Genomic DNA, 12,395 nt, shown 5'->3' with positions numbered 1-12,395 from the left:
CAGCCGAAGCCGAAGCCGAAGCCGTGGACGTCGAAGCCCCCGCGCTCATCGGGCGACCTCGAGCAGCACGCCGTCGCGGTGGACGAGCACCTCGCCCAGGCGCACCCCGGTCTCGGTGCCGACCGCCGGCGGCGGCCCGGTGACGTAGGCGCGGAGCTCCGCGCCGTCGGTGCTGAGCACGACCTCGGCGAAGTGCCCGCGCATGAGCACCCGCGCGACCGTCGCACGGATCGGCGAGTCGTCGGTGAGCACGACCTGCTCGGGGCGGACCAGCACCGTGTCGGCCGCCGTCGGGCTGACCGAGGTGCCGGCGAGGAACCGGCCGGTGACGACGCTCGTCGACCCGATGAACGACGCGACGAAGCTCGTGGCGGGGCGGGCGTAGAGCTCGGTCGGTGTCGCGATCTGCTCGATGCGGCCGTCGTGCATGACGGCGATCCGGTCGGAGATGCTGAGCGCTTCGTCCTGGTCGTGCGTGACGATCACGGTCGTGATGCCGAGTCGCTGCTGGATGCGGCGGATCTCGTCGCGGACGCTCACGCGGAGCTTCGCATCGAGGTTCGACAGCGGCTCGTCGAGGAGCAGGACGTCCGGCTCCTGCACGATGGCGCGGGCCAGGGCGACGCGCTGCTGCTCGCCGCCCGAGATCGCGGTCGGCTTCGAGCCGGCGTGGTGGCTCAGGCCGACGAGCTCGAGCGCGTCGCGCACCCGCTCGGCGACCCGCTGCTTCGGCACCCGTCGGGTCCGCAGCGGGAACGCGACGTTCTGCGTCACCGTCATGTGCGGCCAGAGCGCGTAGTTCTGGAACACCATCGCGCTCGGCCGGCGTTCCGGGCCGAGCGACGTGACGTCGCGGTCCCCCATGGTCACGACGCCGCCGTCGGCGGGCAGGAACCCCGCCACCATGCGGAGCGTCGTGGTCTTGCCGCAGCCGGACGGGCCGAGGAGCGAGACGAGCTCGCCCTTCGCGACGTCGAGGTCGATGCCGGCGACGACGTCGCGTCCGCCGAGCGTCTTGCGCAGTCCGCGGATGGTGAGTCCGCCGGAGCGAGTCCGGTCCGCCGTGCTGCCGTCGGCCTGGAGGCCCGGTGCGCGTTCTGCGACGAGCGCCTTGTCCGTCATCTGGTCGCCTTTCGTACTGGTGTGGGTCATCGGATCTGGAAGCCGTCCGCCAGGCGGCCGCCCATGATGTGCTTCCGGGCGAGCAGCAGCAGGACCACGGATGGGATGCTCAGCGCGATCGCGAACACCGCCGAGACCTGGCGCGGGGAGTTCAGGACGAGCGAGTACATCGCCGTCGGCATCGTCATGTACGTCGGGGCGCCGACCAGGTACGTGCCCTGCGCCTCGTCGAAGGACGCCAGGAACGACATCACCATCGCGACGAGGATCCCGGGCCAGGCGATCGGGAACGTCACCTTCCAGAAGGTGCGCCAGCGGCTCGCCCCGGCATCGCGGGCGGCTTCCTCGAGGGACCGCGGCACGGCCGAGAAGGCTGCGGCGGGCAACCACGTCATGAACACGACGCAGCCCAGGACGTGGACGATCAGGATGCCGGTGACCGTGTTCATGAGGTTCAGCGCGGTGAACATCGCCGACATCGTGACGAAGAGGCCCATCTTCGGGAACGCGTTCGTGGCGAACAGTCCGACGAGCACGAGCCGCCGCCCCGGGAACTCGATGCGGCTGATCGCCCACGCGGCGGGCAGGCAGACCACCGCGGCGATGAGGACCGTGAGCGGGGCGAGGACGAGCGAGTTCTGCACCGCGACGGCCAGGCTGCGGTCCTCGAACACGGTGCCCCACCACTGCAGGGTCCAGCCGTCGGGCAGCAGGTTCGGGTAGGTCCACGTCGTGGCGAAGGCCCGGGCCGCCAGCCAGACGAGCGGCCCGAGGATGAACACGGCCAACACGATCGCGGTCGCCCAGACGAGGGCGTTGCCGGTCAGACGCTTGATCACTGCTGCTCCTGACGCTTCTTGTCGAGCTCGCCCGCGTTCGAGCGGACCGTCGAGCGGAGGTAGAAGACGCTCGCGGCCGCGGCGAACGCGAACACGATGAACGCCATCGCCGTCGACTGCTGCGGACGGTTGTAGGCCTGGAAGTACTTCGAGATGTCGACGCCGAGCATCGTCGGCGCGTTCGGACCGGTGAAGTACGGCACGGTGAACGAACCGAGGACCCCGATCACGGTGAACGTCGTCGCGATGACGAGCGGGGTCGCGGCCATCGGCAGGAGCACCTGCCAGACGACGCGCCAGGTGCTCGCCCCGGCGTCCTTCGCGGCCTCGACCAGGGCGTCCGGGGTGCCCTGCAGCGCCCCGGCGATCATGAGCACCGCGAACGGCAGGCTCGTCCAGACGCTGCCGAACACCACGGCGACGAGGGTGTAGCCCCACACCGGGACGTCGAGGCCGAACTGCGCACCGAGGCTCCGGAGGAACCCCTGCGCGTCGGTGAACGTCAGGATCGACCAGCTGGCGATGACCACCGGCACGAAGATCGGCACCACGGCCAGGACACTGAGGGTCTTGCCGAGGAAGCCTCCGCGGAGCCGCAGGATCACCGCGACGACGACCGCGAGCCCCACGGTCAGGCCGGTCGACAGTGCGGTGACGCCGAGCGTCGCGACCAGGTCCCGCAGGAACGTGGCGTTGCCGAGCAGGGTGGCGTAGACCGCGAACGAGAAACCGCGCACGGTGTCGCCGCCGATGTCGGCGAGCGCCTGGTTCAGACCGCCGGTGAACCCGAGGCTGAACAGGGCGGCGTTCACCACCGGGACGCCGACGAACAGGACGACGACCAGCACCGGGGCGGCGACGAGGGCGAGGCCCTGCCACCGCCGGCGGCGGGCCAGCCGCTCCTGCGCCGTGCGCCCGATGGCGGGGTGCGCCGGGCCCTGGGCGTGGGGCGGGACGGGCGGGAGGCCCGTGGCGGATTCGCCACGGGCCTCCCGGCCGGTTGCCGGGCCGTCCTGGACGGTCTGGGTCACTGCGGGACCTTCGCGTCCCACGCCGCGTTCATGTCGGCGGCGAAGTCGCTCTGGAACCCGAGGCGGAGCTGCGAGGGGTTCGCGTCGGCGAACTGCTCGGCGACCGACGCCGGCAGGCTGTCGAGCGGGATCACCGGGTAGCCGGAGACGGCGCTCGCGACGAGCTGCTGCCCCTTCGCGCTGAGCACGAAGTCGGCGAGCTTCTCCGCCGCCGCCTTCTTGGCCTTCGGCTCGGTCTTGGGGATGCCGAGGAAGCTCGCGCTGCCGGTGAACGACGGGTCGTCGATCTGCACGGCCTTGACGGTCTTCGGGATGATGCCGGTCTTCTGCGAGGTGATGAACTGGTCGCTCCAGACCGGGGCCATCGCGATCTGGCCACTGCCGAGCAGCTGCACGACCTGGTCGTTGCCGTTCGGGTAGACGCCCTTCTGGTACGTCGACGGGCCGAGGTCCTTCAGGGCCGCGAAGCCCTTGTCCCACTTCGACTCGAGCGACTTGTCGTACTTCGTCTGCATCGTCTCCTGTTCGGCGGGCGTCAGGTACTTCGCGAGCACCGTGGCCACGAACGAGCCACCCGAACCGCCGGACGACGGGGAGTTGTAGGCGAACTCGCCCGGGTTGGCCTTGATCCAGGCGAGCAGGTCGTCGAGGGTCTTCGGCGGGTCCGTGACCTTCTTCGCGTCGTACGCCAGCAGCACGCTCGAGGCGCGGTACGGGATGGCGCTGTCACCGCCCTGCTGCTTCGTGGCGTCCGGGACGTCCTTCAGGTTCGGGATCGTACTGTCGCCGACCTTCGCCATCAGCCCGGCCTTGCCTGCGGTGGTGACGAAACCGGCGTCGACGAGGTCGTACGCGACGGACTTGCCGGCCTTGACCGCGGTGGCGAGGTTCGCCTGGGTCTGGGCGTCGTGCTCGCCGTGCAGGTCGATGCTGGTGCTGACGTGGATCTTCGGGTTCGCCTTCTCGAAGGCGGGGATGAGCGACTTGTCCCAGAGGTCCTGGACGTTGGTGTCGCCGCTGATGAACACGGTGAGGTCGGTGGTGCCGTCGGTGTCGGAGGCGTTCGAGGCGTTGGCGCTCTGGACGCAGCCGGAGAGTGCGACGGTCGCGGCTGCCGCGATGGCGAGGCCGGCGAGGACTCGGGTCTTCACGTGGGTTCTCCCTGTTCCGTGGTGCGGTGGGGTCGTGCGGGGTGGGGGTGTGCGGGGTCGTGCGGGTGTGCGGGGTCGTGCGGGTGTGCGGGGTCGTGCGGGCGGGTCGTGTGGGAACGTTCCCGCGCCGGGGTCGAGTGTGGCGCTGCCGGGTGAACTCCGGGTGCCTCCGGCGTCGCCGCCGGGTGAACTCCGGGTGCGGGCGTGCGGGGGCGCGGGCGGCGGGCGCGGGCGCGGTGCTGCGCGTCGTATGCGGTGACGGCGCACGGTGCGAGTTCCGCCGACCCGTGCGAGGTTGACGGCTTCGTGCCCGGCTACAACCCTGCACCGAGCGGGCTGCTCGCCCCCGACCGGCGAACGATGCACGGTGCGCGGCCCGGTTCGCTGTCGACGACCCCGCACCGAGCAGCCAGGTCCGCGATGGGCGACGAACCGCGCACCGTGCGCACCGGCAAGAGGCCGAACAATCTCGCACGGTGCGCTACTGACACCCCTCAGCGCGACATACGGACTCCGGCCTGGCGGAGCTTCGCGCGGAGGACCCACTCGTTGCGCAGGTCCGACCAGGTGAGCCGCACCACGGTTCGCACCTCGGGGAACGCGCGGAGCCGGTCTTCCCGGACCTTCTCGTCGAACAGCGCTTCCTCCGGCGTCCGTCCCCGCAGGTACGCACTGTTCCGGTACTTCACGGCTCCGTCGAACTCGACCACGACACCGGCATCCGGGAACCAGAAGTCCACGACGATGTCCGGCTCGCCGAGCGCTCGGAAGCGGTGCTGGAGGACCGGCGGTCGTGTCCCGAACTGGTCGAACCGCGCTCGTGCGTACGACTCCCCCGGTGAGTCCGATGCGGCATCGGCGAACCCGATCGCCCGGAGAGCGCGACGTCGTCCTTTCTGCCCGCGCCGCTCGATCGCCGACCGGACGTCTTCGCGCTCGACCTCGCGACGGAGGAGCGCATCGAGGGACACGACCGCGTCGGTGAACGGCAGTGTGAGTGCGAGGTCGGTCGCCAGCCGATCGAGTCCGCACAACAGCAACCCGTCGGGCGTGGCGACCGGACGCTCGTTCCGTTCAGCATCGAGGTCGGCGTGCACGACGAAGGTCGCGTTCGTGGTGCGCCGGTCGGCACCGCGTGAGGTCACGTGGATCCGTGTCAGTGGTGGGGTGAGCAGGGGCACACCGAAGACGACGGCAGCGGAGACGTGTGAGATCAGGTCTCCGGGGCGGATCCGGTCAGCGAACGAGCGCAGCCGGACGTGGTGCTGCTCGCTGGGGCGGAGTGCGGCCCATCCCGCAGACTCCACGTACAGTCCGCGTGCTACCCGTGTGAGCTCCCCCGCAGCCGCCCGACGTCTGATGACATCGGACTCGTCGGGGCGCAGAGCGGACGTTCGGAACGTGAGGACTTCGGGGACCGGTGCGAGCTTGAGGTTCATCGACATACTGGTGATGCTCCGGATCCTCCGCCTACGGAGCACCACCGCGTGGGCGTGCTGTGGAGGGCCAGCCCCGCCGAACACCTTGTGGAGGAATGAGCGAGCAGTCGGGGGCCTGCGAGAATGAGCGGGTGAACGCACGCACCTGGGGTTGGCTCGCAGCCGTCATCGACGTCGTCCTCATCGTCGTCTTCGCACTCATCGGGCGCTCGTCGCACGGTGAGGCCAACACGGCGCTGGCGCTCTGGACCACCGCGTACCCGTTCCTGGCCGGTTGGGCGATCGGGTACGTGACGAGCGGGGCCTGGGCTCGACCGCTGCGCTTCTGGCCGACCGGCATCGTGGTCTGGATCCTCACGGTCTTCGTCGGTCTGGCCATCCGCGTCGCCACCGGCCAGGGTGACGTCGACGGCAACCCGCTGCCGATCTCGTTCGTCATCGTCGCGACGATCGTGCTCGGGGTGTTCCTGCTCGGCTGGCGCGCGATCGCCCGCGGCGTGCTCCGGTTCACCGCGTCGCGGTCGCGGCAGGACGCCGCAGCGTCCGACGCGTGAACGGCAGCCGCGGTTCCCAGCCGACGATCCTCGACGTCGCCGCACGTGCGGGGGTCTCGAAGTCGGCGGTGAGCCGCGTGCTCTCCGGGACCGGACGGTTCTCGGACGAGACCCGCGAACGCGTCGAACGAGCGGCAGCCGAGCTCGGGTACGTCGCGAACGCGATGGCTCGCGGACTGGTCAGCGGGCGCACGAACACGATCGGGATGCTCGTCCGGGACGCCTCGTCCATGGTCTACACCGCACTGCACGCCGTGATGGAGCGCCGCGCATCGGAGCTCGGCTACCGCGTCGTCACCACGACGGGTGTCGGTCGGGTCGAGGACGAGAAGTCCGCCCTCGCCGCACTCGTGTCGATGCGCGTCGACGGACTCGTCGTGTGCAGCGGCCTGATGCCGTCCGCCGACATCGCCGAGTTCGCGCCCCGCATCGCCACCGTCGTCGCGGGTCGGCCCGAGCTGCACCCGGCGCTCTCGAGCGTCTACTGCGACGAGGTCGACGGTGGGGCTTCCATCGCGGATGCCGTCGCCGATGCCGGCCACACCACGGCCGTGGTGTTCACCGTCCCGCTCGACAACGCGATCACGCAGCACGCGCGATCCTCGGCGATGCTCGAGCGGCTCCGAGCACGTGGCGTCCGGGTGATCGACATCGACGCGAGCTTCGTGCGGCCACCCGACGACCTCGCCGCCGACCTGGTGGACGCCGTGCAGGAGTCGGGCGTGACCGCGGTGATGTGCCCGACCGACCGGCTCATGCTCGACGTGTGCGAGGCGCTCGCCCGCCGCGGTGTCGAGGTCCCGCGTGACCTCTCCGTCACCGGGTTCGACGGCGTCTACCCGCTGGCGAGCGACTGGATCGGCTTCACGACACTCGAGCAACCGATCGAGCGCATCGGCCGCGAGGCCATCGACCTGGTCATCGGCCGCATCGATGACCCCACGCGCCCGGTCGAGCACCGCTCACTGCGCGGCACCGTGATCCCCGGCCGCACCTTGCTCCCCCGCTGACGCCGACCCGCCGACTCGCCGACCTCGCACGGTGCGCGTCGACTCAACCCGTGCAGGCTCCGGGCCTCGCGCACGGTGCGAGGTCGCTCAGACCGTGCACGATTCGTGATGCGGTGCGAGGCTCGAGAAACACGCACGGTGCGAGGTTCGTCAAGCGCTACCACCGCGATGGCTCGGTGCGGCGCTACAAGCGTGCACCGAGCGGACAACCTCGCACCGGCCGACACAAACAGCACGGTGCGGCTTCGACCCACGGCAGCCGCGCACCCGCGCACCGCACCCGCAGCCGCACCCGCACCCGCACCCGCAGCCGCGCGCGCCCACCCCCGCGCCTAGAACAACCCGCTGCGCGGGCCGTCCTCCGGCCCGTCGAACCCGCGGAACATGTCCGACACCAGCGCCTCGATCTGCGGCTCCACGAGCCGTTCGACGGCCTCGGCGATCCGCGGCCGGTGGTCGATGAGCGCCAGGCACACCGCGGTACCGGTCGACCGCGCACACTCGTCGGACAGCGCGATCTCGTGCCGGAGCGCAGCCTTCGCCTCGTCGGACAACGGCACGCGCGGCGTCTGCTCCCCCGCACCGGTGCCGGCGAGCTCGCCGAGCGTGAACAGGAACGGCGACCCCGGCGACGGCTCGGGGTCCACGTCCAGGCCCTGGAACTCCGGCGACAACCCCTCGGCCGGCTGGTACCCCGCGTGCCGCTTCCGGGCCGCCGCCCGCTCGAGTTCACGCTGCAGCAGCGGCAGGTTCTTCGCCGTGTAGTCGTCGACGGCGTCCTCGACGATCGTCGAGATCCGCCCGATCAGCGCGTGCTGGACGGCGTGCGGCACGTCGGGTCCGAACCCCGCGGCCGCGGCGATCGGGGACCCGGTGCACTTCCGGCAGATGCGTGTGCGTGGGCGGGCGGTACCGATCTGCCAACGCGGCAGCCAGCGCAGCCACAGGTCGACCGCGCCCCGCACGCGACCGTCGATGCCGTCCATCCCTCAACAGTAGGCCTGGAGGCGCGGATCACCCCCGGCACACCGCGCCGGTCGGGCAATCCACCGGTTCTCAGGCCTGTGGTTCCGTCACGAAGTCGATCAGCTCCTCGACACGGCCGAGCAGCTCCGGCTCCAGGTCGGCGAAGGTGCGCACCTGCCCGAGGATCCGCTGCCATGCCCGAGCGATGTCGGCCTGCTCGGCGTGGGGCCAGCCGAGCGCCTGGCAGATGCCCGCCTTCCACTCGATCGAGCGCGGGATCGTCGGCCACGCCCGCAGCCCGACCCGCGCCGGCTTGACCGACTGCCAGACGTCGACGAACGGGTGCCCGACGACGAGCACGTGCGCTCCCCACCTGCCACGCATCACGGCGTCGGCGAAGCGGGACTCCTTCGACCCGGGCACCAGGTGGTCGACCAGAACCCCGACCCGGCGCTCCCGCGTCGGCTGGAACTCGTCGAGCACGGCGGCCAGGTTGTCGACGCCGGAGAGCTCCTCGACCACGACGCCCTCGACGCGCAGGTCGGCGCCCCAGACCTTCTCGACGAGTTCCGCGTCGTGCTTGCCCTCGACCATGATGCGGCTGGGGAGCGCCACCCGAGCACGCTGCGACTCCACGGCGAACGATCCGGACGCGGTGCGGAGGCGACCGCCGTCGGACGCCTGCCGCACGGCGGGCGCGGCCCCGGGCCTCCAGTCCGAATGAACGGAACCCAGCGAACCCGGCGAGCCGGCAGCGGCTGCGGCAGACCGGCCGACCGGCGCCGACGGCCGCCCCAGCGTCACCAGTTCACCCTCGAGCAGGAACTGCCCGGTGAAGGGGAAGGAGCGCGTGCGGCCCTTCCAGTCCTCGAGCGCGATGTTGCCGGCCTCGAGCCCCACCACGGCACCGGCCCACCCGGAGTCCGGGTCCTCGAGCACCATGTCCCGTTCGAGCGGCACCTGCCGCACCTTCTTCACTCCGCGCGAGCGCCAGTCCCCCGAGAGCACATCGCCGCCGTACCGGTCGTCGTCCACCCGCATGAGGGTACTGTCGACGACGGCCCGGACGACGTCGACCGCGCCGGTTCCCCATCATCTCGACGGAAGGCCCGCCCGTGCGCGCAGCGATCATCCACGCCCCGAACGACATCCGCGTCGAGGAGCGCGACCGACCCGGGCTCCTGTCCGGCAAGGACGTCGTCGTCAGGGTCCTCGCGGCCTGTGTCTGCGGCTCGGACCTCTGGCCCTACCGCGGCGTCACCGAGACGAAGCAGCCGCGGCCGATCGGCCACGAGCTCGTCGGCGAGGTCGTCGCCGTCGGTGACGACGTCACCGGCCTGCACGAGGGCGACTTCGTCATCTCCCCCTTCACCATGAACGACGGCACCTGCCAGGCCTGCCGCAACGGCATGACCACCGGCTGCGACCACCTGTCCGGCTTCGGCAGCACGGACGCCTACGGCGACCCCGTCGGTGGCGCACAGGCCGAGTACGTGCGGATCCCGGACGCCGACGCCACGCTCGTCGTGGTTCCCGGCCCGGTCGACCCGGCCCTGGTGCCGTCGCTGCTCACCCTGTCCGACGTCTTCTCGACGGGGCACCACGCCGCCGTGTCGGCAGCGGTCGGCCCCGGCAAGACCGTCGTCGTGGTCGGCGACGGCGCGGTCGGCCTGTCCGCCGTGCTCGCCTCGAATCGTCTCGGCGCGGACCGCATCATCGCGATGAGCCGGCACGCGGACCGCCAGGCGCTCGCCCGCGAGTTCGGCGCGACCGACATCGTGGCCGCCCGTGGTGCCGAGGGCGTCGACGCCGTCCGGGAGCTCCTGGGCGGCGACCTGGCCGACTGCGCCGTCGAGGCCGTCGGCACCGAGGAGAGCATGGACCAGGCGCTGCACTCGGTGCGCCCCGGTGGCAACGTCGGCTTCGTCGGGGTCCCGCACGGGGTGCCGACGATCGGCACGCGCTACCTGTTCGACACGAACATCGCCATCGCGGGCGGCATGGCCCCGGCCCGGAAGTACATCCCCGAGCTGCTGCCCGACGTGCTGTCTGGCGCGATCGACCCCGGTCGCGTCTTCGACCTGGAGCTGCCGCTCGACGAGGCCGCCGAGGCCTACCGCGCGATGGACGAGCGCCGGGCCATCAAGGTGCTGCTGCGGCCGTAGCGGCGCACGGCGCGCGGGGCGCGTCGCGCGTCGCGCGGGGTTCGTCCCGCCGGGCCGCCGGCCGGTCGTTCGCGCTCAGCGACAGTTCACGCGCGGGCACGCCCGTGAACTGTCGCTGAGCCCGAAACGTGGCCCCGCGGCCCGCGGCCCGCGTCGGGCAGCCGCCGCCCGCTCACGCGTCGCGGATCGCCAGCACCCGGTGCGGCGCAGCCGCCTCGGCCCGCCACCCGCCGGGCAGCACGTCGCGGAGTTCGGGCACGGTGAAGCTCCGGCGGATCGACCGCAGGCCGTCGACCCGGATGAACGTCCCCGCCGCCACGAGCGGTGACGCCAGAGCGTAGGCACGGTAGGCCGCCGAGGACCGCCGGATGTCGGAGTGCAGGCTGCGCCCGCTCGCGAGCAGTTCGGAGTCGGCCAGGAACCCCCGCCGCTCCTCGTCACCCAGGTGGTGCAGCACGTGGTTCGACACGACGACGTCGAACCGCTCACCAGCCGCGACCAGGTCACCGCTCGACTGCTGCCGGAACGTCACACCGGTCGGGGACGACCGCCGTGCCGCCGCGATGGCGCGTTCGTCCGGGTCGACCCCGACGACCTCGAGATCGAACCCGTCGCTCGCCGCCCACCGCACCAGCGAGCGGGCCAGGTCGCCGCCACCGCACCCCAGGTCGAGCACCCGGCCACGGCCGCTGGCGGGCAGGGCCGGGACGACGTGCGAGCGCCAGGCCGCGCGCCAGCCACTCACGAGCGCGTTCACGACGGCGAAGCGCCGGAACGTGCGCGCGAGCGCACGCGGGTCGCAGTCCGGGTCGTCCATCAGTTCGGTCAGGCTGAGCGCGCGGGTGCGCAGGTCGACGGCCGGGAGGCCCCTGGTGCCGCCGCCCTGACGGCTCACGCCGCGCCCATGGTCGCGACGGGCACGCGGTCGGCTGCGACGGCGGGTTCCGCCGCGGGTTCTGCCGCGGGCAACGCCTCGGTCCGCACCGCGGTGAGCCGCGCACTCTCCACCGTGAGGCCCGGGCCGAAGGCGAGCGCGACGACGGCGCTGCCGTCCTCGAGGCCGGCGTCGACCGCGTCGCGCAGGACGAAGAGCACGGTGGCGCTCGACATGTTGCCGTGTTCGCGCAGCACCCGCCGACTCGACTCCATCGCACTGTCCGGCAGGCCGAGCGACTCCTGGGTGCGGTCGAGGATGGCTCGGCCGCCCGGGTGGACCGCCCACACCGGCACGTCCGAGGCGGGCCCGCCGTCGAGCAGCGGTTGCACGGCGCTCGGGACGTGCAGGCCGACGAGCTTCGGCACGGCGGTGGACAGGACCATCTCGAAGCCCTCGTCCCCGATGTTCCACGCCATCTCGGACGCTCCCTCGGGCACCACGGCCGTCGTGAAGTCGTCGAAGCGCAGACCGGCTCCGTCGCGGGCGACCACCGCGGCGGCCGCACCGTCGCCGAAGACGCTGTTCGCGACGATCTGGTCGGGGTCGTTCGAGGCGCGGACGTGCAGGGTGCAGAGTTCGCCGCAGACCACGAGCACGACGGCGTCCGGGTCCTGGTCGACGAACGCCGCGGCGATCCGCAGGGCGGGGAACGCGGCGCAGCACCCCATGAAGCCGATGTGGTGCCGGAAGACGCCACCGGGGAGCCCGAGCTGCTCGACGACGTCGATGTCGGGCCCGGGCTGCGTGAACCCGGTGCACGACACGGTCACCAGGTGCGTGACGGACTCCGGCGCGATGCCGGCACGTTCCACGGCGTCGCGGGCGGCGGCGACGAACAGCGGCGGTGCGAGTTCGCGGTACCGGTCGTTGCGTGAGCCGGTGGACGGCGAGCGCAGGGTGCCGTCGTCGTCACGGAACGCACCACCGGCACGTGCGGAGTCGAGTTCCTCGAGGACGGTGTGCCGCTGGTCGACCGCCGACCCGTCGAACGCGGCGGGGACGAGCCGTTGGCCGAGCCGCCCGAGGTCGGGTTGGGCGGAGAACAGGTCACGCACCCGGGGCTGGTCGAGGGTCGTCTCGGGGACGGCGGTTCCGATGGCGCGGATCGTTGCGGACACGACTCATCCTGTCACCCGATCGCTGACGTGTCCCCAGGATGCCCACGGCGACCGGGACGCACG

12 protein-coding genes are annotated in these 12,395 nt (G+C 71.9%); 3 read left to right on the top strand and 9 right to left on the bottom strand.

The genetic code is table 11. The annotated features are described in order from the left end of the window. Positions 1 to 45: 45 nt before the first annotated feature. The 5 genes from BR70_RS0101400 to BR70_RS21995 form a co-directional block, all read right to left on the bottom strand. Positions 46 to 1,122 (bottom strand): ABC transporter ATP-binding protein, encoded by a 1,077-nt coding sequence (locus tag BR70_RS0101400; protein ID WP_231495611.1) that lies wholly within the window; start codon positions 1,120 to 1,122, stop codon positions 46 to 48. 26 nt (positions 1,123 to 1,148) lie between these two features. Beyond that, on the bottom strand, positions 1,149 to 1,961 hold the full coding sequence (locus BR70_RS0101395; RefSeq protein WP_017886992.1) for an ABC transporter permease: 813 nt from the start codon (positions 1,959 to 1,961) through the stop codon (positions 1,149 to 1,151). Further along, entirely contained in the window at positions 1,958 to 2,992 is a 1,035-nt protein-coding gene (locus BR70_RS0101390) for an ABC transporter permease (RefSeq protein ID WP_027464616.1), read from the bottom strand. The genes BR70_RS0101395 and BR70_RS0101390 overlap by 4 nt, the downstream gene beginning before the upstream one ends. After that, entirely contained in the window at positions 2,989 to 4,143 is a 1,155-nt protein-coding gene (locus tag BR70_RS0101385; protein WP_027464615.1) for an extracellular solute-binding protein, read from the bottom strand. Before BR70_RS0101385 ends, BR70_RS0101390 begins: the two co-directional genes overlap by 4 nt. 494 nt (positions 4,144 to 4,637) lie before the next feature. Further along, entirely contained in the window at positions 4,638 to 5,450 is an 813-nt protein-coding gene (locus BR70_RS21995) for a hypothetical protein (RefSeq protein ID WP_155896725.1), read from the bottom strand. A 263-nt stretch (positions 5,451 to 5,713) separates the two neighbouring features. On the opposite strand from BR70_RS21995, the gene BR70_RS0101375 reads away from it, so the two are divergent. Together BR70_RS0101375 and BR70_RS0101370 are read left to right on the top strand one after the other, a co-directional pair. Further along, entirely contained in the window at positions 5,714 to 6,136 is a 423-nt protein-coding gene (locus BR70_RS0101375; protein WP_027464614.1) for a DUF3054 domain-containing protein, read from the top strand. Further along, positions 6,133 to 7,146 carry a LacI family DNA-binding transcriptional regulator gene (locus BR70_RS0101370; RefSeq protein WP_027464613.1) on the top strand — a complete coding sequence of 338 codons (1,014 nt, stop codon included), beginning with the start codon at positions 6,133 to 6,135 and terminating at the stop codon, positions 7,144 to 7,146. Before BR70_RS0101375 ends, BR70_RS0101370 begins: the two co-directional genes overlap by 4 nt. Before the next feature lie 332 nt (positions 7,147 to 7,478). On the opposite strand, the gene BR70_RS0101365 is transcribed toward BR70_RS0101370, so the two are convergent. Next, complete coding sequence (locus BR70_RS0101365; RefSeq protein WP_027464612.1) at positions 7,479 to 8,132, bottom strand: hypothetical protein; 654 nt, start codon at positions 8,130 to 8,132, stop codon at positions 7,479 to 7,481. 70 nt (positions 8,133 to 8,202) lie between these two features. Further along, the gene (locus tag BR70_RS0101360) at positions 8,203 to 9,147 is read right to left on the bottom strand and encodes a DUF3097 domain-containing protein (protein WP_027464611.1); all 945 of its coding nucleotides are present in this window, start codon (positions 9,145 to 9,147) and stop codon (positions 8,203 to 8,205) included. 80 nt (positions 9,148 to 9,227) lie between these two features. On the opposite strand from BR70_RS0101360, the gene BR70_RS0101355 reads away from it, so the two are divergent. Then, positions 9,228 to 10,277, top strand: a complete 1,050-nt coding sequence (locus BR70_RS0101355) for a zinc-dependent alcohol dehydrogenase family protein (RefSeq protein WP_027464610.1) — start codon at positions 9,228 to 9,230, stop codon at positions 10,275 to 10,277. A gap of 172 nt (positions 10,278 to 10,449) precedes the next feature. Here the strand turns inward: BR70_RS0101355 and BR70_RS0101350 are convergent, their stop codons facing one another. Continuing rightward, positions 10,450 to 11,172 (bottom strand): methyltransferase domain-containing protein, encoded by a 723-nt coding sequence (locus tag BR70_RS0101350; RefSeq protein ID WP_027464609.1) that lies wholly within the window; start codon positions 11,170 to 11,172, stop codon positions 10,450 to 10,452. Continuing rightward, positions 11,169 to 12,332: a type III polyketide synthase gene (locus BR70_RS0101345; protein ID WP_027464608.1), complete on the bottom strand. Its 1,164-nt coding sequence runs from the start codon at positions 12,330 to 12,332 to the stop codon at positions 11,169 to 11,171. Before BR70_RS0101345 ends, BR70_RS0101350 begins: the two co-directional genes overlap by 4 nt. Between the last annotated feature and the right edge of the window lie 63 nt (positions 12,333 to 12,395).

Origin of the sequence: Curtobacterium sp. UNCCL17 (assembly GCF_000686685.1) — a bacterium.
Lineage (GTDB): Bacteria > Actinomycetota > Actinomycetes > Actinomycetales > Microbacteriaceae > Curtobacterium > Curtobacterium flaccumfaciens.
Note: the sequence above shows the minus strand (reverse complement) of the source record. Positions and strands in the feature narration are given on the sequence as shown.